The sequence below is a fragment of the Ornithinimicrobium sufpigmenti genome (genome assembly GCF_004322775.1).
Lineage (GTDB): Bacteria > Actinomycetota > Actinomycetes > Actinomycetales > Dermatophilaceae > Ornithinicoccus > Ornithinicoccus sufpigmenti.
This window is the reverse complement of sequence record NZ_CP036403.1, coordinates 3,289,710-3,312,236: the sequence shown is the minus strand read 5'-3', so window position 1 is coordinate 3,312,236 and position 22,527 is coordinate 3,289,710. Positions and strand designations below refer to the sequence as shown.

Below are 22,527 nucleotides of genomic sequence, written 5' to 3'. Positions count from 1 at the left end.
ACGTCCGCCCACCGCACGTCGAACGGAGCAGCCATGCCGCAGCCGGTGCTGACGGTCGTCGTGCCCATGTTCGACGAGGAGGACGTGCTGCCGCTGTTCGTGGAACGGCTACGCCCCGTGGTCGACGGGCTGGGTGTGCCCTACGAGGTCCTCGTCGTCGACGACGGCAGCCGCGACCGCACCCCGATCCTGCTGCAGCAGCACCGGCATACCTGGCCCGAGCTGCGGGTGCTGCGGCTACGCGCGAACGCCGGGCACCAGGCAGCGATCTCCGCAGGGCTGGCCCGGTCGCGGGGTGACTACGTGGTCACCATCGACGCCGACCTGCAGGACCCGCCGGAGCTGATCGGCGACATGCTGCGACTCGCCCGGGACGAGCAGCTCGACGTCGTCTACGGCGCGCGTTCGGACCGCACGACCGACACCGCCTTCAAGCGGGTCACCGCCCGTGGCTACTACGACACGATGCGCCGCCTCGGCGCCGACCACGGGCCCAGGCACGCCGGGGACTACCGGTTGATGTCGCGCGCGACGGTGGACGCCGTCAACGCGCTGCCCGAGCACCACCGGGTGCTCCGGCTGGTCGTGCCCCAGCTCGGCTTCCCCAGCGGCGTGCTCACCTACCGCCGCGAGCAGCGGGCAGCCGGGCGGTCCAAGTACCCGCTGGCCAAGATGCTGCGCCTGGCGGTCGACAGCATCACCGGCGCCAGCATCGCGCCCCTGCGGCTGGCGACGTGGACCGGCGTGCTGGGCTTCGTGGTCGCGATGCTGCTGCTCGCCTACGCCCTGATCGGGTATGCCGTCGGCCTCACCGTCCCCGGGTGGGCCTCCACCATCGTGATCGTCACCTTCGTCGGCGGCACCCAGCTGCTGTGCCTGGGCATCCTGGGTGAGTACGTCGGCCGCATGTACACCGCCCAGCTGGCCCGGCCGACCTACTACGTGGCGCACGACTCGGCGGAGCTCACGTCGGGGCGCCCGGAGACACCGGGGCAGCAGACCTAGCCCGTGAGGGGTGCCCGGTCAGGCCGTTGCGACGTGCTGACCAGCGCCTCGGGAAGCGGTTCGGCGTGGACCACGGTGAGCCCGGACACCGCCCGGGTGAGCACCACGTAGAGCCGTCTCAGGCCCGTGCGCTCGTCCGGCTCCGCCGCCGCGATGGCTGCCGGCTCCACGACGACGACCTGGTCGAACTCCAGGCCCTTGGCGACGGTCGCCGGCACGAGGTGGACGCGCAGGACCCGCTCACCCGCGTGCGCGCCGTCCAGCACCTCGTGCTCGAGGCCGACCGACCGCAGGGCGTCAGACACCCGCCCGGTCCACCCGTCCGGGACGATCACGCCGACCGTGCCGGGGTGGGCGGTGGACGCCTCGTGCGCGGCACGGGCAGCGCCGCTGACGGCGTCGGAGACCGGGAGGACGTCCAGCCGTCCGGGGTTGCTCCGCACCGACTCCGGCGGGGTGAGACCCGGCGCGATCGAGGGCAGCAGTCGGGCGGCGAAGTCGATGACGGCTCCGGGCACCCGGAAGCCGCGGACCAGCTCCTCCAGGTGGGTGCCGGGCGCCGCGAGGTCCTTGCCGAGGTGGCGCAGGGACTCGGCCCACGACCCGGTGGCCCAGGGGGTGGTGCCCTGGGCGAGGTCCCCGAGCACGGTGAGCGAGCCGGTCGAGGCCCGGCGGCCCACCGCGCGCAGCTGCATGGGGGACAGGTCCTGCGCCTCGTCGAGGATGACGTGCCCCAGGCTGGGAGTGCGCTCGATGAGGTCGCTCAGCTCGTCCAGCAGCACGAGGTCCGCGGCGCTCCACCGGGCCGACCCGGGGGAGCGAGGGGCCTTGTCCCAGACCATCGCCCGCTGGTCCTGCGCCAGGCCCTCGCCGGTCGACAGGAGGTGCGCGAGCACCGCGGTCGGTCGCAGGTCCGGCCACAGGCTCTTCACGTACGCCTTCACCGCGACCGACCGAGCCACGGCGTCCTGCACCCGGTCGTCGGGGGAGTCGCCGGAGCGCTCCATGGCGACCAGCACGGCGTGCGCGAGCCGCTGGGGCAGCATGGCGCGGGCCGCGGCATACCGGACCCCGCGGGTGCGCAGCTCGTCGAGCATGTCCTGCACCTCGTAGGCCGGCACCCGCCACTTGCGCGACCCGCGCGGCACGACGAGCGCCTCGGTCGCCGGCCGGACGTTCGCCCACAGAGCGTCCCGCAGCACCTCGGCCATCCGGGCCTCGCCCTTGAGCCTGGCGACGTGCGGGGTGTCGACGGCCCGGACCTGCGCGTGCGCGACGAGCTCCTCCACGGTGGTGTGCCGGACGGTCACCTCGCCCAGCGAGGGCAGCACGGCGCCCACGTGCTCCAGGAAGGCCCGGTTGGGTCCGACGACCAGGACCCCGGAGCGGGAGAGCCGGTCGCGGTAGGCGTAGAGCAGCCAGGCGGCCCGGTGCAGCCCGACCGCGGTCTTGCCGGTGCCGGGTGCTCCCTGCACGCACACGGTCGTCGTGACATCCGCCCGGACGATCTCGTCCTGCTCGGGCTGGATGGTGGCCACGATGTCCCGCATGGGTCCCACGCGGGGCCGCTCGATCTCCCGGGCGAGCAGCGCGCTGGTGCGTGGGCTGCCACCCCTGTCCCCTGCCCTGTCCGCGCTGTCGCCGGCACCGCTGTCCGCGCTCGCCAGCCACTCGTCCTCGTAGGCTGTGATCTCGCCGCCCTCGACACCGAACCTGCGCCGCCGGACCAGGCCCATCGGGTCGGCCACGCTGGCGCGGTAGAAGGGCCGCGAGACCTCAGCCCGCCAGTCGAGCACGACCGGGTCACCCTCGCCGTCGGAGACGTGCCGACGGCCGATGTACAGCGCCTCCTCGCCGTCGACGCGGCCGAAGAACAGCGTGGTGCCCGGGTCGTCCTGCAACGCCTTGGCGCGCAGCCACAGCGTCCGCGCCAGTGCCTCCCCGGCGATCGCGTCACCGCCGTCGGCCGCCAGGGACAGGGTGTGCTCGCGCATCCGCGCCAGCTCGGTCCGGGCCCGGACCAGGTGGGCACGCTCGTGCGCCAGCTCGGTGACGGGGTTCGTCGGAGAGTCCATGACGCGATCGGTGGTGTCGAGATCGGTGGTGTCGAGGGCGGTGGTGGCGTGGGAGGTGGCGGCGGGGGCCGCGGGGCTGGCAGTGGAGGTATGCGGTGGGCGCGCGGGCACGATAGGCCTCCGTCCGGGATGCACCGGAGCATCGGGCAGGGGGTGGCGAGGGAGGGGTGGGGAGGGAGGGGTGGCGAGGGAGGGGTGGCCGGGAGGAGATCGGCGGACAGGCCAGACCACAAGAGGGGGCGGCGGGAAAGGGCGGGAGAAGAGGCTACACGCTCCGCGACCGCGCTGGAAGGGTCCGGAACGGGGTCGTCAGGTTAACTTCAGCCAGAGGCTTGTTATAGAGCAACTATAACTATAGGGTGCGAGCATGCTCATCCGCATCGACCCGCAGGCCGCCGAGCCGATCTACGCACAGCTGGTGCGGGAGATCCGCCGTGCGGTCACGGCCGGCGAGGTCGGCGTGGGGGACCGGCTCCCCGCGGCCCGTGAGCTGGCCCGGTCGCTGGACGTCAACATGCATACCGTCCTCCGGGCCTACGCCGAGCTGCGCGACGACGGCGTGATCGAGCTGCGCCGGGGCCGGGGCGCGGTGGTGACCGCCGCGCCGAACACCCCGAGCGAGGTGAGCGCCGCGCTGCGCGACCTGGTCGCCCTGGCCCGGCGGCACGACATACCCCTGGCTGACCTGCACCGAGCCCTCGACGACGAAGGAGGCATCCGATGACCGATGCCCAGCCCCGAACCCCGACCCTCACCCGGCAGGAGCAGCGCGTGCGCCGGGCGCACCTGGTGGCGTGCTGCGCTCTGCTGGCCGTTCTGGCGGTCGGCTACCTGGCGGTGGCCGCACTGGTCGCGAGCGACCTGCCGGCGCAGGTACCTGTGCACTTCGGGGTGGACGGTGTGGCTGACGGCTGGCTGGACCGGGGGGTCGCGCTGGTCGCGTTCGGCCTCGTCGGCCTGGGGCTGCCGGTGCTGCTGCTGGTGATCTTCGCGGCCGGCGAGTGGTGGCGGGGCTCGTCCGCGCGGTTCGTCACGGCGCTCGTCTGCGGGGTGGCCGTCGGTCTCGTGGCGATGTTCGCCTGGCTGCTCTGGTCCGCGGCCGGGGGAGCCGGACTCGACGCACTGCGGAGCGGGCCGGACGCCGGGGAGGTGCGGATGAGCCCGTGGCTGCTGCTGGGCCCGCTGGCCGTCGCGGTCGGCGTCGGGCTGGTGGTGGTCGCGCTGCTGCCGCCCCCGCTGCCGCAGCCGATACCCGAGCGCGCCGAGCCGCTGGCCATCTCCCCGAGCGACCGGGTGTCGTGGTTCGGGCGTGCGCGCAGCGCCCAGTCGGTGCTCCTGGCTCTGCTGGCCGCGGTGGTGCTCGTGGTGCTCGCGTTCCTGGCCACCGGGGTCTGGTGGCTGTGGCTGGTCGCGGTGCTCCTGCTGCTGCTCTTCCCGGCCACGACGGTCTTCACGGTGACCGTCGACCGCGGCGGCCTCACCTGGCGCTCGGCCCTCGGCGTGCCCCGCGGGCACGTGCCGCTCGAGGACGTGACCCAGGTGAGCGTGGTGCAGGTGCGTCCGGGTGACTACGGCGGATATGGCGTCCGGTCGGTGCCCGGGGCGACCGCGATCGTCACCCGGCACGGGTCGGCTCTGCAGGTGGAGCGGGAGGCAGGACGCACCTTCATCATCACCGTGGACGATGCGACGGCCGCGGCCAGCGTGCTCGAAGGCCTGCGCCTGCGGGGCTGAGGGACGGCGGGGCGGTGGGGCGAGGGCCCCGGGCTGCGGGCAGGCGGCCCGGGGCTCAGGGCTTGCGGATGACGCGGAGCGGCTTGAGCGTCTTGGGCCGGTCCCGCTGGCGATCGATCGCGAGCTGGTAGGACTCGACGACCGACTCGGTTGCCGTGCGCCAGGAGTAGCGCTCGGCGTCCCGGCGAGCAGCCTGGGACATCTGCTGCCGGGCCTGCGGGTCGAGCAGCAGGTGCCTGAGCCGGTCGGTCCAGCCGTCGGTGTCACCGGGCTGCACCAGGTAACCGGTCACGCCGTCCTGGACCACGAAAGGGATGCCGCCGGCGTCGGCGCCCACGACGGGCACGCCGCTGGCCATCGCCTCGAGCCCGACCAGCCCCAGGGTGTCGGTGGTCGAGGGGAAGGCGAAGACGTCGGCGGAGGCGAAGGCCTGGGCCAGCTCCTCACCGGCCAGGTAGCCGGTGAACACCGTCGGCGTGCCGGCGAAGGCGCGCTCCAGCTCGGCCTTCGCCGGGCCCGACCCGACCATGGCCAGCCGCACCCCCTGCGGTGCCAGCCGCCGGACCGGCTCGAGCAGCTGGTCCAGGTCCTTCTCACGGGACAGCCGACCCACGTAGAGCAGCAGCGGCGCCTCGGGGTGGCCGCCGGTCAGCCGCTCGCGCATCTCCCGGGTCCGTCGGGACGGGTGGTAGCCGACGGTGTCGACCGCCTTGGGCCACAGCCCGATCTCGCGCACCCCCGCGGACAGCGCCCAGTCCACGAGCTGGGGGGAGGGGCAGAGGTTGACGTCGGCGAGGTTGTGCAGGTGCACGATCCAGGACTGCGACGGCGCCCGGAGCAGGGAGAGACCGAGCCGGGTGGTGTAGGTGGGCACGTCGGTGTGGAAGCTGGCCAGCAGCGGCAGGTCGCGGCGGCGGGCGGAGAGCACCCCGTAGGCGGCGAGCCAGACGGGGTTGACGGCGTGCACCACGTCCGGGCGGAAGGCGTGCATCTCCCGGCCGATCCGGCCGGTGGGCAGGCCGACGCGGATCTCGGGGTACCACGGACGGAAGGACACCGACCGGACCGGGAAGATCCGGTGGGTACCGAAGCGCCGGGGCGGGTGGCCGGGGGCGAAGACGATGGCCTCGTGGCCGAGCTGCTCCAGCTCCTCCAGTGTGCGCTGCAGGCGGGTGACGACGCCATCAACCTTGGGGAGGAAGACCTCGGTGAAGATGGCGATCCGCACAGGGTCACTCCTCGCGGGTTGGCTGGGATGGGGCTGGGGCTGGCTGCTGTCGGCCTGCGCGCGGGCGCCGCCGCTGGGTGGGCGCCGCAGGTCAAGGTATCAACCGGCGCCCAGGCCCAGGGTCGAGGGTAACCAGGCCTGCCTGCGGCTCAGCCTTCGTCGGGTCGTGTCGCGAAGGTGACCGGGACCTCCTGCAGGACGCCGTCACGCACGATCGTGAGCGTGGCGGTGTCCTCGGCGCCGCGCTCGCGGACCTGGCCGACGAGGGCGGTCGCGCTCGACACCTGGTCGCCGTCCACCGCGGTGACCAGGTCGCCCCGCTGCAGGCCCGCCTCGTCGGCGGGCGAGCCGGGCTCGACCTGCTCCACCTGCGCGCCGGACAGGGCGGCCCCGTCGACCTCGGTGCGGCCGTCGGAGAGGCCAACCCCCAGGAATGCGTGGCTGGCTCGTCCGGTGGTGATGAGCTGGTCGGCGACCCGCTGGACGGCCTCGGAGGGGATGGCGAAGCCGATGCCGATGGACCCGCCCTGGCCGGCGGCCCCCTGGGAGAGGGTGGCGATGGCGGTGTTGATCCCGATCAGCTCGCCGGCCGCGTTGACCAGGGCACCACCGGAGTTGCCCGGGTTGATCGCCGCGGAGGTCTGGATGGCGTTGGTCACCACGGGGACCGACGGCGAGCCGGGGGTCGACCCGGCCGAACGGGTCGTGACCGGCCTGTCCAGAGCACTGACGATGCCGGTGGTGACGGTCCCGGACAGGCCGAGCGGGTTGCCGATGGCCATGACCGGGTCGCCGACGGCCAGCTCCGACGCCGGGCCGACGTCGAGCGGCGCCAGGTCCTCGGGGACGGTCTGCAGCCGGACGACGGCCAGGTCGCTGGCCGTGTCGCTGCCCACCACGTCGGCGGCGTAGGTGCGGCCGTCGGCCAGGGTCACCTCGACGAGCTGCGCGCCCGCGACGACGTGGGCGTTGGTGACCACGTGGCCCTCGGCGTCCCAGACCACCCCGGAGCCGGAGCCCTGACCCTGCTGGCCCAGGACGGCGATGGACACCACGCCCGGGGAGACGGCCTCCGCCACGGCGGCCCAGTCGCCCTGGCCCACCGGCGACGTGCCGTCGGCATCCGTCATGTCCTCACCCGTCGCGTCGGCGACCGGTTCGGCGCTGAGCGCCGGCGCGTCCGCAGAGGAGTCGCTCTGCACGACCCCCGGGCCGTCGTCCCCGACGTTCTCCCCGATCCGCACCGCGGCATACGTGCCGCCCGTGGCCAGCGCCGCGGAGATGAAGCCGACCGCCAGCAGGTCGGTGAAGGGACGGCGACCGGTCCGGGGTCCGCGCGCAGGGGCCGGGGTCTGCGGGGCGGTGGCCTGCGGGGCGGTGGTCTGGGCAGGGGTGGGCTGCGACGCCGTGTGGTGCGCCTGGTTGCCCGGCGTGGGGTCGAGGGGGCTGGTCATAGCCATATCCAACACCGCGCAGGTCCACGGTTCCTGACGAGCCGCTGAGGGATCGCTGGGAGGGGAGGTGGGTAGTAGTTGATTACGACAAGATCTCGGAACGGTATCGAAGGCGTAACGAAACCGGATGAATCGCCTCAATCGGGGGACGGCGATTGAGGTTGACCCCGCGTCCTCGCTATGTTCAAGGCCTAGTCACAACCGTCCAATCGGGGCGACGTGTTGCCTGCGGCGTGCACGCATGCGGTGTAGGAGGCATGTGCCTCGTCCAACCGAAAGGACCTGGTCAACCATGGCCAATTTCAGGATGACTGCGCTGGCGACCGTCTCGGCGGCCTCCCTTCTGCTCGCCGCCTGCGGTGACAGCGGCAACGGGGACGGGGACGGCGAGGCCGGCTCCACGCTGGAGCGCCTGCGCGAAGAGGGATCGATCACCGTCGCGTTCGCCGGCGAGATCCCCTACAGCTACGAGGACGAGAACGGCGAGCTCACCGGCGCGACCATCGCGCTGGACCGGGAGATCTACGCCGCCCTCGGCATCGAGGAGGTCAACGGCCAGCTCGTCGAGTGGGACGCGCTGATCCCGGGCCTCAACCGCGGCTCCTACGACTCGGTGTCGGCAGGTATGTCGATCCTGCCGGACCGGTGCGAGCGCGCGGCCTTCTCCCACCCCAGCCTGATGTACACCACCGCGCTGCTGGTGCCGGAGGGCAACCCGATGGGCCTGACGGACATGTCCTCCTTCGAGGGCTCCGACGCCGTCCTGGCGGTGCAGTCCGGCGCCATCGAGCAGGGCTACGCCGACGAGATGGGCCTGGAGAACACGATGACGGTGAACTCCTCCACCGACGGGATGGACGCGGTCACCAGCGGGCGGGCCGACGCCTTCGCGCTGACCGCCATCACGATGAACGCGCTCGCCGACCAGGGCGAGGGCCTGGAGGCCACCGATGCCTTCGTCGCCGAGGTCAACGGCGTGGCCCAGGTCAGCGCCGGCGCCACCGTCTTCCGCCCGGACGACACCGAGCTGCTCGAGGCCTACAACGAGGAGCTGGCCAAGATCGTCAGCGACCCGGAGCGCTTTGAGTCCATCGTCGGCGAGTTCGGCTTCACCGAGGCCGAGCGCCCGCCGGAGGGCCTGACCACCGAGATGCTCTGCGAGGGTGACCTGGAGGCGGCCAACGAGGCGCTCCAGAGCGACGGCTGAGCAGACCCCTCCCGTGATCGACCTACTCGCCGACATCGGCGAGGTGCTGCCGAGGCTGGTGAGGGAGGGCCTGCTGGCCACCCTCACCGCCTTCGGCGGCGGTGCCGTGCTGACGGTCCTGCTGGCCGTCCTGCTCGGGCTCGCACTCCACCAGGGACCCGCCTGGATGCGGGGGATCGCCCGCGTCATCGTCGAGCTCTTCCGCGGCACCAGCCTCGTCGTCCAGCTGTTCTTCCTCTTCTACGTCATCCCCACCCTGACCGGTTTCGACCTGGGCTCCACGGGCGCGGCCATCCTGGGGCTCGGCCTCAACTACGGTGCCTACGGCGCCGAGATCGTCCGTGGCTCCCTCAACGCCGTGCCCAAGGTGCAGTGGGAGTCGAGCACCGCGCTGTCGATGCCCTGGCTGACCAAGATGCGCCGGGTCATCTGGCCCCAGGCCTGGGCCCTGATGCTGCCCGGCTTCAACAACCTGCTGGTGATGCTCGTCAAGGGCACCGCCGTGGTGAGCCTGGTGCTGGTGGCCGACCTCACCTTCGAGGCCGACCGCGCCCGACGCCTCTACGGCACCTGGCCGGCATACCTCGCCGTCCTCATCCTCTACTTCCTCATCGCGCTGGCGGTCTCCCTGGTCCTGCGCCGGATGGAGCGGCACGCGCAGCAGCGCCTCGGGCTGCGTGACTCCCAGCTGGCCCAGGCGAAGAAGGATGCCGCCCAGGCCATGGCCGGCGCTGCCGCAGCCGGCGGGTCCATGGGTGTCGCAGGCGGCGTCGGTAGCACGCCGGGCCCGGATGACGATGTGGGACGCAAGGGGGGGAGTTCCTGATGTGGGAGACCGAGCTCTTCCTCGAAGCCTTCCCGATCCTGCTCCGGCAGTTCGTGGAGATCACCCTCGTGGTCACGGTGCTGGGGTCCCTGATCGCCGCCATCCTCGGGCTGGTCTGGGCCATCGCCCAGCGCGAGCTCCCGAGCTGGCTGGCCAAGCCGCTGGGCTGGGTCCTGGACTTCATCCGGATGACCCCTCTGCCGGTCCACCTGCTCGTCATCTACCACGGCTTCCCCGGGATCTCCGCGATGACCGTCGGGGTCGTGGTGATCGGGATCCACTACTCGACCTACATGGCCGAGTCCTACCGCTCGGGGATCGAGTCGATCGGCAGGGGTCAGTGGGAGGCGGCCACCGCTCTCTCGCTGCCCCGCAGCCGGACCTGGCGGGCGGTGATCATGCCGCAGGCCGTGCGCAACACCCTGCCCTCCCTGGGCAACTGGGCGATCGCGATGTTCAAGGACACCCCGTTCCTGATCTTCATCTCCGTCCCGGAGATGGTCACCGCGGCCCGCGAGTTCGGCGGGAAGCACTTCACCTACATCGAGGCCTTCACCGTGGCCGGCATCCTGTTCCTCGTGGCCAGCTACCCGACCGCGATCCTCATGCGAAAGCTGGAGAAGAAACTTGCCTACTGATCCCAACCCCACCGATCCGGCCCGCGCCAACGCCAGCGCCGACGCCACCAACGTCAACGGCCAGCCGCGGATCCGCTTCGAGGACGTGCTGAAGAAGTTCGGCCGGACCACGGTGCTCGAGGACCTCAACTTCTCGGTGGACCGCGGCGAGCGCGTCACCCTCATCGGCCCGTCGGGGTCGGGCAAGACCACGATCCTGCGGCTGGTGATGACTCTGGAGCGGCTGTCCGGCGGCTACATCTGGATCGACGGCCAGCCGCTGACCCACGACCGTCGCGACGGCAAGCGGGTGGAGCTCAAGCCGCGCGAGGTCTCCCAGGTGCGCAAGCGGATCGGCATGGTCTTCCAGCAGTTCAACCTGTTCCCCAACATGAACGTGCTGCAGAACATCACCGAGGCACCGGTCCACGTCCTGGGCCTTCCCGAGGAGGAGGCCAAGGAGAAGGCCCTCACCCTGCTGGACCGGGTCGGGCTGCGGCACCGGGCGGACGCCCACCCGACCGAGCTGTCCGGCGGTCAGCAGCAGCGCGTCGCGATCGCCAGGGCCCTGGCCATGGATCCGGAGATCCTGCTGCTGGACGAGGTGACCTCCGCGCTGGACCCGGAGCTGGTGGGGGAGGTGCTGCGCGTCCTGGAGGACGTGGCCGCCAACACCGACATCACGATGCTCATCGTCACCCACGAGATGCAGTTCGCCCGCGACGTCTCCCAGCGCGTGATGATGTTCGACGGCGGCCGGATCATCGAGGAGGCCTCGCCCGACGAGATGTTCACCAACCCGCGCCACGAACGGACCCAGAAGTTCCTGGAGGCCGTGGTCTAGGCAGTCCTAGTCGATCTGGTCGGGGTGGTCGATCTCGTCGTGATCGTCGGAGTCGTCTGACAGCATCGGTGCCGCCGCGGGCAGGTCGACCCGGAAGGTCGCCCCGCCGCCAGGCGTCGGCACGTGCCGGACCTGAGTTGGGTCAAAAGGCTTAGTGCCTAGGTCGCGCCGTTCTTGAGGTCGTTGAGGACGGCTTGATCGCTGGAGCTGAGGGCTGGTGGCAGGGTCTGGACGGCGCCGTTGGCCTCGATGGTGGCTGAGCGCAGTGGGCGGATCTGGCGCAGGAATCGGCGCAGGGAGAGTCCGGTCCGGGCCTGGACGGTGCGAGCGATCGCCAGGGCGGTGAACACGATGGTCAGGTGCGCCTCGATCGAGTCGCGTCGTCGGGCGAACAAGGGACGGGCTCGCAGGTCGCTCTTGGACATCCGGAACGTCTGCTCCACGTGCCATAGGTCTCGGTAGGAGTCGATCACCTCGGCCGCGGGCAGGGCCGTGGCCGGGATGTTGGTGACGAAGCCCTTGAGCCCGGCCAGCCGGCGGGCTCTGGCCAGCGCCGCTTCGTCCAGGACCAGGCCGTCGCTCTGGGTCTTGACGAACCTGGGGGTGCGGGCTGGTTTGTCGCCCTCGATGGCCGCGCGGGCTCGGTTCTCCTGGGCGGTGAGGGTCTTGTTGTCCCTCGCGAACCGCTTGGCCGAGTAGGACCACACCGCCCGCCAGGAGCTGGGGTGCTGCTCGGGGTCCCAGGCCGGCTCGCGACGCAGGGCGGGGTCGTTGTCGGTGTTCTTGCCGACCTTGGGGGTCACGGTGTCGATGATCTGGCCATCGGTGAACGCATCCCCGTGCCAGCGGAAGTGAGAGATCAGGTCGATCGGGGCCTTGGCGGTCTTGGACCCGACGATGAAGGTGTGCCCGGCCTCGTCCAGGGCTCTCAGGTTGGCCGCGGACAGCATCCCGGCATCCGCGACAACGACCAGGTCGGTGATGCCGTGCCGCGCGGCGAACGCCTCGATGATCGGCACGATGGTGTGGGTCTCGGCCTTGTTGCCCTCCCAGCAGCCGATCTCCAGAGGGAAGCCGTGTCGGTCGACCAGCAGGCCGACGATGATCTGTGGGTCGACCCGACGCTCCTTGGAGTAGCCGACCTTGCGCAAGGCGTCTTCCTCGGCGGCTTCGAAGTGCAGCGTGGTCACGTCGTACAGACACAGCGACACGTCTCCGCTGGCCCGGGCGTGCTGGAAGCAGAGCTCGGCGATCTGGTCACGGTAGGCCCCGTCCTGGCAACGGCCCAGCGTGCGTTTGCGGGTCGACAGGCTCGCCGAGGTCCGGCCCAGGTCGGCCAGCACCCGGTCGACGTCCAGCAGGCTGGTCGGCTCCACCACCCGGGCGATGACCAGGTCGCGGAACACCTCATCCTCCAGGGCGTCGAGGCCCAGGTCGGTGTACACCCCGGCCAGGGCGTCATACAGCACCGCCGAAGACGTGCGCAGCACCTGCGGCGCGGCCACCACCGGGCGCCGTGCCGGGACGGTGGCTGGCTCGTCGAACAGCGTCTGGGTCGGGGCCGGCACCATGGCCGCCCTGGTCACCGGCAGCGACAGTCCCAGGTCCAGCTGCCCCTGGGCGTCGTCCTCGAGCAGCTTGCGCGCCCGATCCATCAGCAGCCCGAGCTCGGTCTCATCGTGCGCCGACCCCACGTGCCGCACGATGCGCCGCCGCCCGCCCACGGACTCGGCGATCTGCACCGCGGTCGCACCCGAGGCCGTCCGCACCCGCCGAATCCACGCCATCACCCGATCCTAGGGCCCCGGTTAGTGCCTAAACGACGCACCAAGCCACTACATCACCGCAGGTCACAGCCCCGCGCCCCGAAGAATCAGCGACTTGTGACCCAACTCAGGAGTCCTAGTCGATCTGGTCGGGGTGGTCGATCTCGTCGTGATCGTCGGAGTCGTCTGACAGCATCGGTGCCGCCGCGGGCAGGTCGACCCGGAAGGTCGCCCCGCCGCCAGGCGTCGGCACGTGCCGGACGCTGCCCCGGTGCCGCCCCACGATCGCGGCGACGATGGCCAGGCCCAGGCCGGTGCCGCCCGAGGCGCGGCTGCGGGACTTGTCCGCCCGGTAGAACCGCTCGAAGACCCGCTCGGCGGCGTCGGGGGTCAGGCCGGTGCCGTGGTCGCGCACCTCGACGACCACCCGGTCATCGACATGGCCCACCGCCACCTCGACCGGTGTCCCGGCAGGCGTGTGCGCCAGCGCGTTGGCGACGAGGTTGGTCAGCACCTGGCGCAGCGCACCGTCCTCACCCACCACCACGGGCGCCGGCGGGTCGACGGACTCTCCCCGAGCCGGCGGCACGAGCGGCACCAAGGTGACCCTGCGGTCCGGGGCGCGCACGGTCGCGTCCTGCACGACGTCGGAGGCCAGCACGGTCAGGTCGACCCGGGTGGGCGACATCGTGGGCTGGCTGTCCCAGCGGGTGAGGGTGAGCAGGTCCTCCACGAGCGTGGTCATCCGGGTGGCCTCACCCTCGATCCGCCGCATCGCCCCGGCCACGTCCTCGGAGTCGGTCATCGCGCCGAACCGGTGCAGCTCGGCATACCCCTTGACCGTCGCCAGCGGTGTGCGCAGCTCGTGCGAGGCGTCGGCGACGAAGTCGCGCATCCGCTGCTCAGAGGCCTCCCGCACCGCGAACGACTGCTCGATCTGGGCGAGCATGGCGTTCACCGACTCCGAGAGGGAGGCGATCTCGTCCCGGGCCCCACCGGGCGGCACCCGCCGCGAGAGGTCCCCCGCCGCGATGGCCGCGGCCGTGTCCTCGATGCGGGTCAGCGGCCGGAAGGCGCGGCGCACCGCGAAGAAGCCGAGGACCCCGACCAGCACCAGCGTGGTGAGCCCGATGACGGTGATGATGACCGCCAGCTGGCGCACCGTGCTCTCCGCCGTGTCCAGCGGCAGGGCCACCGCGACGGTGCCCACGACCTGACCCGACGGGTTGGTGGCGGTCCGGGCCAGCACCCGCCAGGTCCCGTCGCCGTCGCCGGCCGGGGCGGTGAACGGCTCGCCGAGCCGCTCGTCACCGGGCTCGATGCGCTGCAGGTCGGGCGGGACCGACCGGACCTGCGGATAGGCCAGGGAGATGGAGTTGACGTCGTCGTCGGCCGGGGTGACCAGCACGTAGTACGGGCTGGGCGGGATGAGCGGCTGCGGGCGCGCCACGGGGCCCTGGCCGGCCGCGGAGAGGATGGCCGCGTACGCGTTGTCCGCCAGCGGCTGGCTGTAGTTGACCAGGTCCTCGTCGATGCGGTCGACGAGGTAGTTCCGCATCATCATCATGGTGACGGAGGTGGTGAGCAGGTAGGCCGCGAGCACCAGCAGGACCACCACCGTCACCAGCCGTCGCGTCAGCGACAGCCCGTGCAGACGGGCGTAGGCGAACCGGCGCAGGCGGGAGATCACAAGTCTGGGCGAGGCCGCGGTCAGCCGCCGGTCACGCCGGGCGCGGGGCGCGCAGGACGTAGCCGACGCCGCGCTTGGTGTGGATCATCGGCTCACCGACGACGTCGATCTTGCGGCGCAGGTAGGAGATGTAGGACTCGACGATGTTCATCTCGCCCCGGAAGTCGTAGTCCCAGACGTGGTCCAGGATCTGGCTCTTGGACAGCACCCGGCCGGGGTTGAGCATGAGGTAGCGCAGGAGCTTGAACTCGGTGGGCGAGACCTCGATCACCTTGCCGGCACGACGCACCTCGTGGCTGTCCTCGTCCAGCTCCAGGTCGGCGACGCGCAGCACGTGGCCGTCCTCCTCGTCGACCATCCGGGTCCGCCGCAGGACGGCACGGATCCGGGCCACGACCTCCTCGAGGCTGAACGGCTTGGTCACGTAGTCGTCCCCGCCCACGGTCAGCCCCTTGACCTTGTCGTCGAGGGAGTCACGGGCGGTGAGGAAGACGATCGGCAGGTCCGTCCCCCGCTCGCGCAGGGTGCGGGTGACGGTGAACCCGTCCATGTCCGGCAGCATGATGTCGAGCACGGCCAGGTCGATGTCGTGCTCGCCGGCCAGCTGCAGGGCCGTCCGGCCGTCGGGTGCTGCGTGCACGGCGAACCCGGCGAAGCGCAGGCTCGTCGTCAGCAGCTCACGGATGTTCGTCTCGTCCTCGACCACCAGCAGGGTGGCCTCGGGCTCGTGCGTGGTGCTGGAGGCGCTCATCCGTCTAGTCTGCCCACCCGGCCTGAAAACTGTCTGGGAGTTCGCTGAGGGCGTAGGGATTCACTCAAGGGGCATGGAGGGGAGGCGGGTACGGGGCCACGCCCTCGTCGCGCCCCCTCAGGATCCCGAGCCAGCCTTCGAGGGAGGGTCCGGCAGCGGCGAGAACGTGGTGGCCGCGTGCTCGGGTGGGACGGCGTGCAACAGGTCGGCCCAGGTCTGCGACGGGAGGTCCACCAGGGCGGCGGGGGAGTCCACCACGATCACCGCCCCCGCGCGGGACAGCTCCTCGTCCCCGAACCCGCCCGTCAGGACCGCCGCGCACGGGGCACCGACCTTCGCCGCGGCCGCGACGTCGTACGGGGTGTCCCCGACGAGCAGGGCAGAGCCCTCGCCGACCTTGTCCAGGGCCACCTCGAGGACGTCGGGCTCCGGCTTGGACTCCTCGGCCTCGTCGCTGCTGGCCTGGGCCGCGAGCGCGCCCTCCGGCAGGTCGAGCAGGTCGAGGACGTGCTGGGTGAACTGCTCCTTGCCCGAGGAGGCCAGGACCACCGTCAGCCCGCGGTCGGCCAGCGCCAGGACGAGGTCGCGGGCACCAGGGAGCAGGCGCACCTCCGGCAGCAGCTCGGCATACTCCTCCTCCCAGGCCTCGCGCAGCGCGTCACCGTGCTCCTGCTCGGCCCCGTCGCCGGCCACGGCCGCCACCAGCTTGTCCCCGCCCATGCCGATGGCCCGGTGCAGCTGCCACATCGGCGGGTGCAGGTCGACGCGGGCGAAGGCCCGGGCCCAGGCCAGGGTGTGCAGGTAGTTGGTGTCGGCCAGGGTGCCGTCGACGTCGAGGATGACGGTGTCGTGCGTCGGGCTCATGTGGTCTCCAGGGTCTCGAGGTCGTCGGCGTCGACGATGCGGTAGGCGTAGCCCTGCTCGGCGAGGAACCGCTGGCGGTGCGCCGCGAACTCGGCGTCCACGGTGTCGCGGGCCACGACGGTGTAGAAGTGCGCCGTGCGCCCGTCCTCCTTGGGCCGCAGCACCCGGCCGAGTCGTTGCGCCTCCTCCTGCCGCGAGCCGAAGGTGCCGCTGACCTGGATGGCGACCGAGGCCTCCGGCAGGTCGATGCTGAAGTTGGCCACCTTGCTCACCACGAGCAGCGAGATCTCGCCCTCGCGGAACTGGCGGAACAGCTCCTGGCGCCGGGGCACGCTGGTCTCCCCGGTGATGAGCGGGGCGTCCAGCCGCTGGGAGAGCTGCTCGAGCTGGTCCAGGTACTGGCCGATGACCAGCGTCTGGTTACCGGCGTGGCGGGCGACGAGCTCGTCCACGACCGTGTCCTTGGCGGGGGCGCAGGCGGCGAACCGGTAGCGCTCGTCCGGCTCGGCCACGGCATACGCCATCCGCATCGACTCCGGCATGGTGACCCGGACCTCGACGCAGTCGGCCGGCGCGATCCAGCCCTGCGCCTCGATGTCCTTCCACGGCGCGTCGTAGCGCTTGGGCCCGATGAGGGAGAAGACGTCGGACTCCCGGCCGTCCTCGCGCACCAGCGTGGCGGTCAGGCCCAGGCGACGCCGCGCCTGCAGGTCGGCGGTCATCCGGAAGATCGGGGCCGGCAGCAGGTGCACCTCGTCGTAGACCACGAGGCCCCAGTCCCGGGCGTCCAGCAGGTCCAGGTGGGTGTAGACGCCCTTGCGGCGCGTGGTGAGCACCTGGTAGGTCGCGATCGTCACCGGCCGGATCTCCTTGCGGGACCCGGAGTACTCGCCGATCTCGTCCTCGGTGAGGCTGGTCCGCCGCAGCAGCTCCTCGCGCCACTGACGGGCGCTGACCGTGTTCGTCACCAGGATGAGCGTGGTGGTCTGCGAGCGGGCCATCGCCCCGGCCCCGACCAGCGTCTTGCCCGCACCGCAGGGCAGCACCACGACCCCGGAACCGCCGTCCCAGAACCCGTCCACGGCCTGCTGCTGGTAGGGCCGCAGCTCCCACGCCTTGAGCTGGTCGTGGCCTCCATGGTCGAGCTCGATGGTGTGCGCCTCACCGTCCACGTAGCCGGCGAGGTCCTCGGCGGGCCAGCCGACCTTGAGCAGCTCCTGCTTGAGGTGGCCACGCTCGGAGGGGTGGACGACGACCGTGTCCTCGTCGACCCGGTCGCCCGTCAGCGGCTTGATCTTCTTGTGCCGCAGAACTTCTGCCAGCACGGCACGGTCGGTGGTGCGCAGGACGAGCCGCGTCATCGGCAGCCCGGTCTCGGGGTCGTTCTCACCGTCGACCGGCTCCTTGAGCAGGGTCAGCCGGCCGTAGCGGTCCATCGTCTCGGCGACGTCGACCAGCAGCGCCTGCGGCACCGGGTAGCGGCTGTGGGTGATCAGCGCGTGCACGACCTGCTCGGCGTCGTGGCCGGCGGCACGGGCGTTCCACAGTCCCAGCGGGGTGACGCGGTAGGTGTGAATGTGCTCGGGGGCACGCTCGAGCTCGGCGAACGGCGCGATGTCGCGCCGCGCCGCCTCGGCGTCGGGATGGTCGACCTCGAGCAGCAGGGTCTTGTCGGACTGGACGATCAGGGGGCCATTCATCAGGGACGTCAACGACGGGCGGGGGTCGCAACATTCCGGTGGCCACCCGCAGCGTCACTGCCAGGGCCCGCCGACGGCCCGGCCTGCTCCCGGGTCAGGTCGCCGGACGGGCACGCAGGAGGTAGGAACAAGGCCATGACCGCCGCTGACCTCGAGGTGGACCCCTGGCAGGTGCGAGAACCCCGGATCGACGTCGATCCGGACCGGCTGGCGGCCACGGAGTCGGTCTTCGCCCTGTCCAACGGCTACCTCGGCGTGCGCGGCACCCTGGACGAGGACACCCCGAGCCAGCTGCGCGGCACCTACTGCTCGGGGGTCTTCGAGACCTTCCCGCTGTCCTACCCCGAGGGCGGCTACGGCCACCCGGAGGAGGGCCAGGCGCTGGTCTCGGTCGCCGACGGCACCGTGATCAGGACCGTCGCCGACGGCACGGCCCTGGACGTGACCGGGGTGCCGCCCGAGCGCCATGAACGCACCCTCGACCTCCGGGCCGGCACCCTGGACCGGGTGGTGCGCTGGCGGCTGCCGTCGGGCACCACGCTGGAGGTGCGCTCCCGGCGGATGGTCTCGCTCGCCGAGCGCTCGGTGTGCCTCATCCGGTATGCCGTGCGCGCGGTCGACGGCCCGGCGCACGTCGTCCTGAGCTCGGAGCTGGCGCGGATGGTGGGCCGGCCGGCGGTGACCAAGGGGGACCCGCGGGTGGCCGAGGCGCTGTCGGAGCCGTTCGAGCTGATGGCCGACCACCACCACCGCAGCGGCGGCGGGATGGCGGGGTGCACGCACCGGTCCGGGATCGCGGCCGCCGCGGTCGTCGACCACACGGTCGAGGGCGGCGAGGTGGAGGGCACCGAGCTGCGCGACCACGCCCTCCGCACGACGGTCAGCGCGGACCTGGCGGCGGGGGAGGAGGTGGTGCTCACCAAGGTGCTGGGCTACGCCTGGCAGCGGGACGGGCAGCCCGACGGCCAGCTCGACGTCGCCGAGGCGGCCGTGGCCTCGGCCCTGGACCGGGGCTGGGACCGGCTGCTGGAGGAGCAGCGGGCGGTGCTCGAGGAGTTCTGGGAGAGCGCCGACGTCGAGGTCGACGGGGACGACGACAGCATGGCGTTGCAGCAGGCCCTGCGCTATGGACTGTTCCAGCTGTTCTGCGCTGCCGCCAGGATCAGCGGGGCGCCGGTCGGGGCCAAGGGGCTGACCGGGCTGGGCTACGACGGCCACACCTTCTGGGACGTCGAGGGCTTCGTGGTCCCCGCGCTGAGCCTGCTGCGGCCGCAGGCCGCGGCCGAGCTGCTGCGCTGGCGGGCAGCGACCCTGGACGAGGCACGGCACCGCGCCGAGGTGCTCGACCTGCAGGGGGCCTCCTTCGCCTGGCGGACCATCGACGGCCGCGAGTGCTCGCCCTACTGGCCCGCCAGCACCGCGGCCATGCACGTCAACGCCGACATCGCCCGCGCCTTCTGGCTGCACCACAACGTCACCGCGTCCCGGTTCGGTGACCTGTCGGTCCTCGAGGTCCTGGTCGAGACCGCGCGGCTGTGGATGTCGATGGGGCACGAGGACGCGGACGGTGGTTGGCACCTGCTGGGGATGACCGGTCCCGACGAGTACACCGGTGTCGTCGACGACAACGTCTTCACCAACCTCATGGCCCGGCGCAACCTGGTCCGCGCGGCCGAGGCGGTGGAGCACGAGCCGGCGCTCGCGGAGCAGCTGCGGGTCGAGGCGGAGGAGGTCGAGCGCTGGCGGGACGCGGCCCGCCGCGTGCACGTCCCGTGGGACGACCGGCTGGGCGTGCACCCGTCGAACACCGGGTTCACCACCTACCGGGAGTGGCGGTTCGAGGACCACCGGGACAGCTACCCGCTGCAGCAGCACCACCACTACGCCAAGATCTACCGCCGCCAGGTGCTCAAGCAGGCCGACCTGGCCCTGGCGCTGTGGTGGTGCCGGGAGGACTTCACCGACGACCAGGTGGCCCGCGACCTGGACTACTACGAGGCCCGCACCGTGCGCGACTCCTCCCTCTCGGCGGCCGTCCAGGCGGTGGTCTGCGCCCACGCCGGTCATCTGGACCTGGCCCTGCGCTACCTGCGCGAGTGCGCCCTCGTCGACCTGCGCGACGTCCAGGGCGACACCGGGAACGGCCTGCACCTGGCGGCTGTCGCCGGGTCCTGGCTCGCGCTGGTCCAGGGGCTGGGCGGTCTGCGCGACGACCAGCCCGAGCTCGAGCTCGCCCCGCGCCTGCCCGCAGGGCTGGAGCGCACGGCATACCACGTGACCTGGCGGGGCACCCTGCTGCGCGTGGAGACGACGCGGGACGGCACCACCGTGTCCGTCCGGCGGGGCGAGGGACCGGTGACCGTGCGCATCGACGGGACCCAGGTGCAGGTCGACGTCGGTGCCCCCGTCACCCGCCCGCTGGTGGTGCCCGAGCCGCTCCTGCCGGAGCCGCGGCAGCCGGTCGGTCGAGAGCCCTCGACCTAGATGCCGTCCGAGATGCCGTCCGAGATGCGGGAGGATGGTCACATGACCACGCCGTCGCTGCCGATGACCGAGCCGATGCCGGGGATGCCCGACCGGGTGACGATCTACGAGGTCGGCCCCCGCGACGGGCTGCAGAACGAGAAGACGGCGGTGCCCGTCGAGGTCAAGGCCGAGTTCGTCCGTCGCCTGCTCGCGGCGGGTCTGGAGACGGTCGAGCTGACCAGCTTCGTGCCGCAGAAATGGGTCCCGCAGCTGGGCGACGCCGAGGAGCTGCTCGAGCTGCTCGGGGCGCAGGGGTTGGGTCAGCAGCGGCCCGTGCTGGTGCCCAACGAGCGCGGCCTGGACCGGGCCGTGGAGTGCGGCGTCACCTCCGTGGCCATCTTCGGCAGCGCCACCGAGACCTTCGCGCGCAAGAACCTCAACCGCTCCGTCGCCGAGTCGGTCCAGATGTTCGCCCCCGTGGTCAAGCGCGCGCTCGACGCGGGTGCCTGGGTGCGCGCCTACGTCTCGATGTGCTTCGGCGACCCGTGGGAGGGCCCGGTGCCGGTCGAGCAGGTGGTCGACGTCTGCCAACGGCTGATGGACCTGGGCTGCGACCAGCTCTCTCTCGGCGACACCATCGGGGTCGGCACACCGGGCCACGTGCTGCGCCTGCTCGACGCCCTCGACGACGCCGGCATCGGGCCGGACCAGACCGCCGTCCACTTCCACGACACCTACGGCCAGGCCCTGGCCAACACGATGGCCGCGATCCGCCGAGGGGTCCGGGTCGTCGACGCCTCCACCGGCGGCCTCGGCGGCTGCCCCTACGCCCGGTCCGCGACCGGCAACCTGGCCACCGAGGACCTCGTCTGGGCGCTGGACGGTCTGGGCATCGAGCACGGCGCCGACCTGACCCAGCTGGTCGCGGCCAGCACCTGGATGGCCGAGCAGCTGGGCCGTCCGGCGCCCTCCAGGGTGGTCCGGGCGCTCGCCGGCGGATGACCGCGGCTCAGCCGTCCGACTACGTCCCGCCTGGCCGCATCCGGGTCCTGGCGCTGGCGCTCGTGCGGCACCCCCAGACCGGGGCGTACCTGATGACCGAGTTCATCGACTCCGCGCGTGGGCTGGTGCTGCACCGTCCGCCCGGCGGAGGCATCGAGTTCGGTGAGACGGCCCAGGAGGCGCTCCGCCGGGAGATGCGCGAGGAGTTCGCCACCGAGGTGGAGGTCGGTGAGCGACTGGCGGTGATCGAGAGCCTGTTCACCTTCAACGGCGCCCCGGGGCACGAGTGGGCCGTCGTCCACGCGGCGCGGCTGTGCGACGACCGGCTCCTGGGGGAGGGACCCTTCCCGGTCCTGGACGCCCCGACCGACGTGGGGGTATGGCGTCCCTGGGGCGGTCCCGGGCTACCCACCCTCGTGCCGCCCGGGTTGGCCGACCTGCTCGACCCGGAGGCGGCGCCGCTCAGAGGTGGGTGACGATGTCGGCGTCCTGCCGCAGCTCCTCCAGCAGGGCCGTGAGTGAGGCGAACTCCTGCTCCTGGACCAGCTGGTCCGCCAGCATGTCGCGCAGCTCGTCGTAGCCGGGGGCGCCGGGGTCGCTCGTGGCCTGCTCCTCGTCGGCGGACTGGCCGGTCAGCTCCTCGTAGTAGTCCTTGAGCTCCTGCTCGTCGGGCTCCTCGATGCCGCCGCGCTCCTCGACGAGCTTGTCGACGAGGACGACGCGCCCGAGCTCCTCGCGCACCGCCTCCTCGTCGAAGCCCTGCTCCGCGAGCAGAGCCAGCAGCTCGTCGGTGGACGGGGTGCCGGCCTGCCCGGCGAGCGTCTCGAGCTCGGCGTCGATCTCCTGCTCGGTCGCCGTCAGGCCAAGCCGCTCGCTCTCCTGCTCCAGCAGCTCGGAGTCCACCAGCAGGTCGAGGACGTCGTCGCGCAGCGCGGTCTCGTCGACCGGCATGCCGCTCATCTCGGCCTGCTGCCGGGCGCCGTCCCGCTGCGTCTCGAAGGCGGTCAGGAAGGCGTCCTTGCTGATCTGCTCCCCGTTGACCTCGGCGACCGGGTCGGGCAGGTCCTCGGTGTCGAGCGTGACCGAGGCCTGGTCGGGCGCGGAGTCACCGGACTCGACGGAGCCGTCCACCGGGTCGCCACCGGGGCCAGCTGTGGCCGAGGAGCCCTCCGTCGCCGTGGTGCCGGCGTTGTCGCCGGTCGGGGCGGTGTCAGACGAGGAGTCCGAGCAGCCACCGAGGATCAGGGCGCCGGCGAGCGCGAGGGCCGACAGGCGGACGGGCGTGGTGGGTCGCATCC

Annotated in this window: 19 protein-coding genes; 10 read left to right on the top strand and 9 right to left on the bottom strand. The window is 72.1% G+C overall.

The window, feature by feature from the left end; genetic code table 11:
- The first annotated feature begins 33 nt into the window (after positions 1-33).
- A complete protein-coding gene (locus tag ESZ52_RS15240; protein ID WP_131105679.1) occupies positions 34-1,005 on the top strand; it encodes a glycosyltransferase family 2 protein in 972 nt (323 codons plus the stop codon).
- Here ESZ52_RS15240 and ESZ52_RS15235 read toward each other — a convergent pair.
- Positions 1,002-3,080 carry a HelD family protein gene (locus tag ESZ52_RS15235; RefSeq protein WP_131106676.1) on the bottom strand — a complete coding sequence of 693 codons (2,079 nt, stop codon included), beginning with the start codon at positions 3,078-3,080 and terminating at the stop codon, positions 1,002-1,004. The two genes, ESZ52_RS15240 and ESZ52_RS15235, sit on opposite strands and share 4 nt — an antisense overlap.
- A 367-nt stretch (positions 3,081-3,447) precedes the next feature.
- Between ESZ52_RS15235 and ESZ52_RS15230 the strand changes: the two genes are divergently transcribed.
- Complete coding sequence (locus ESZ52_RS15230) at positions 3,448-3,804, top strand: GntR family transcriptional regulator (RefSeq protein WP_131105678.1); 357 nt, start codon at positions 3,448-3,450, stop codon at positions 3,802-3,804.
- Positions 3,801-4,814 carry a DUF1648 domain-containing protein gene (locus ESZ52_RS15225; RefSeq protein WP_131105677.1) on the top strand — a complete coding sequence of 338 codons (1,014 nt, stop codon included), beginning with the start codon at positions 3,801-3,803 and terminating at the stop codon, positions 4,812-4,814. The genes ESZ52_RS15230 and ESZ52_RS15225 overlap by 4 nt, the downstream gene beginning before the upstream one ends.
- A gap of 55 nt (positions 4,815-4,869) precedes the next feature.
- On the opposite strand, the gene ESZ52_RS15220 is transcribed toward ESZ52_RS15225, so the two are convergent.
- Both ESZ52_RS15220 and ESZ52_RS15215 read right to left on the bottom strand, forming a co-directional pair.
- A complete protein-coding gene (locus ESZ52_RS15220; RefSeq protein ID WP_131105676.1) occupies positions 4,870-6,042 on the bottom strand; it encodes a glycosyltransferase family 4 protein in 1,173 nt (390 codons plus the stop codon).
- 149 nt (positions 6,043-6,191) lie between these two features.
- On the bottom strand, positions 6,192-7,496 hold the full coding sequence (locus ESZ52_RS15215; protein WP_238154645.1) for a S1C family serine protease: 1,305 nt from the start codon (positions 7,494-7,496) through the stop codon (positions 6,192-6,194).
- A gap of 292 nt (positions 7,497-7,788) precedes the next feature.
- On the opposite strand from ESZ52_RS15215, the gene ESZ52_RS15210 reads away from it, so the two are divergent.
- Genes ESZ52_RS15210 through ehuA form a run of 4 tightly spaced genes read left to right on the top strand, consistent with a single transcriptional unit; the run spans position 7,789 to position 10,990 of the window.
- Positions 7,789-8,703 carry a transporter substrate-binding domain-containing protein gene (locus ESZ52_RS15210; protein ID WP_131105675.1) on the top strand — a complete coding sequence of 305 codons (915 nt, stop codon included), beginning with the start codon at positions 7,789-7,791 and terminating at the stop codon, positions 8,701-8,703.
- A 13-nt stretch (positions 8,704-8,716) separates the two neighbouring features.
- A complete protein-coding gene (locus ESZ52_RS15205; protein ID WP_131105674.1) occupies positions 8,717-9,529 on the top strand; it encodes an amino acid ABC transporter permease in 813 nt (270 codons plus the stop codon).
- Positions 9,529-10,167 carry an amino acid ABC transporter permease gene (locus ESZ52_RS15200; RefSeq protein WP_131105673.1) on the top strand — a complete coding sequence of 213 codons (639 nt, stop codon included), beginning with the start codon at positions 9,529-9,531 and terminating at the stop codon, positions 10,165-10,167. The genes ESZ52_RS15205 and ESZ52_RS15200 overlap by 1 nt, the downstream gene beginning before the upstream one ends.
- Positions 10,157-10,990, top strand: coding sequence for an ectoine/hydroxyectoine ABC transporter ATP-binding protein EhuA (gene ehuA / locus ESZ52_RS15195; protein ID WP_425600023.1), 834 nt, complete (start codon positions 10,157-10,159; stop codon positions 10,988-10,990). The genes ESZ52_RS15200 and ehuA overlap by 11 nt, the downstream gene beginning before the upstream one ends.
- Before the next feature lie 158 nt (positions 10,991-11,148).
- Here the strand turns inward: ehuA and ESZ52_RS15190 are convergent, their stop codons facing one another.
- The 5 genes from ESZ52_RS15190 to ESZ52_RS15170 all read right to left on the bottom strand — a co-directional run bounded on the left by ESZ52_RS15190 (position 11,149) and on the right by ESZ52_RS15170 (position 17,761).
- Entirely contained in the window at positions 11,149-12,777 is a 1,629-nt protein-coding gene (locus tag ESZ52_RS15190) for an IS1634 family transposase (RefSeq protein ID WP_131105672.1), read from the bottom strand.
- 115 nt (positions 12,778-12,892) lie between these two features.
- Positions 12,893-14,446 (bottom strand): sensor histidine kinase, encoded by a 1,554-nt coding sequence (locus tag ESZ52_RS15185; RefSeq protein ID WP_131105671.1) that lies wholly within the window; start codon positions 14,444-14,446, stop codon positions 12,893-12,895.
- Positions 14,447-14,477: 31 nt separating this feature from the next.
- On the bottom strand, positions 14,478-15,197 hold the full coding sequence (locus ESZ52_RS15180; protein WP_131105670.1) for a response regulator transcription factor: 720 nt from the start codon (positions 15,195-15,197) through the stop codon (positions 14,478-14,480).
- Positions 15,198-15,314: 117 nt separating this feature from the next.
- Positions 15,315-16,061 carry an HAD family hydrolase gene (locus ESZ52_RS15175; RefSeq protein WP_131105669.1) on the bottom strand — a complete coding sequence of 249 codons (747 nt, stop codon included), beginning with the start codon at positions 16,059-16,061 and terminating at the stop codon, positions 15,315-15,317.
- Positions 16,058-17,761, bottom strand: a complete 1,704-nt coding sequence (locus ESZ52_RS15170) for a DNA repair helicase XPB (protein WP_425600022.1) — start codon at positions 17,759-17,761, stop codon at positions 16,058-16,060. Before ESZ52_RS15170 ends, ESZ52_RS15175 begins: the two co-directional genes overlap by 4 nt.
- A gap of 135 nt (positions 17,762-17,896) precedes the next feature.
- Between ESZ52_RS15170 and ESZ52_RS15165 the strand changes: the two genes are divergently transcribed.
- From ESZ52_RS15165 to ESZ52_RS15155, 3 genes are read left to right on the top strand one after another with little or no spacing between them, the layout of a single operon-like run.
- Positions 17,897-20,245 carry a glycoside hydrolase family 65 protein gene (locus tag ESZ52_RS15165; RefSeq protein ID WP_131105668.1) on the top strand — a complete coding sequence of 783 codons (2,349 nt, stop codon included), beginning with the start codon at positions 17,897-17,899 and terminating at the stop codon, positions 20,243-20,245.
- Between the two features lie 42 nt (positions 20,246-20,287).
- Entirely contained in the window at positions 20,288-21,229 is a 942-nt protein-coding gene (locus ESZ52_RS15160) for a hydroxymethylglutaryl-CoA lyase (RefSeq protein WP_131105667.1), read from the top strand.
- Positions 21,226-21,705, top strand: a complete 480-nt coding sequence (locus tag ESZ52_RS15155; protein WP_131105666.1) for an NUDIX domain-containing protein — start codon at positions 21,226-21,228, stop codon at positions 21,703-21,705. The genes ESZ52_RS15160 and ESZ52_RS15155 overlap by 4 nt, the downstream gene beginning before the upstream one ends.
- Here ESZ52_RS15155 and ESZ52_RS15150 read toward each other — a convergent pair.
- On the bottom strand, positions 21,692-22,525 hold the full coding sequence (locus tag ESZ52_RS15150; RefSeq protein ID WP_131105665.1) for a SurA N-terminal domain-containing protein: 834 nt from the start codon (positions 22,523-22,525) through the stop codon (positions 21,692-21,694). The two genes, ESZ52_RS15155 and ESZ52_RS15150, sit on opposite strands and share 14 nt — an antisense overlap.
- Positions 22,526-22,527 lie beyond the last annotated feature (2 nt).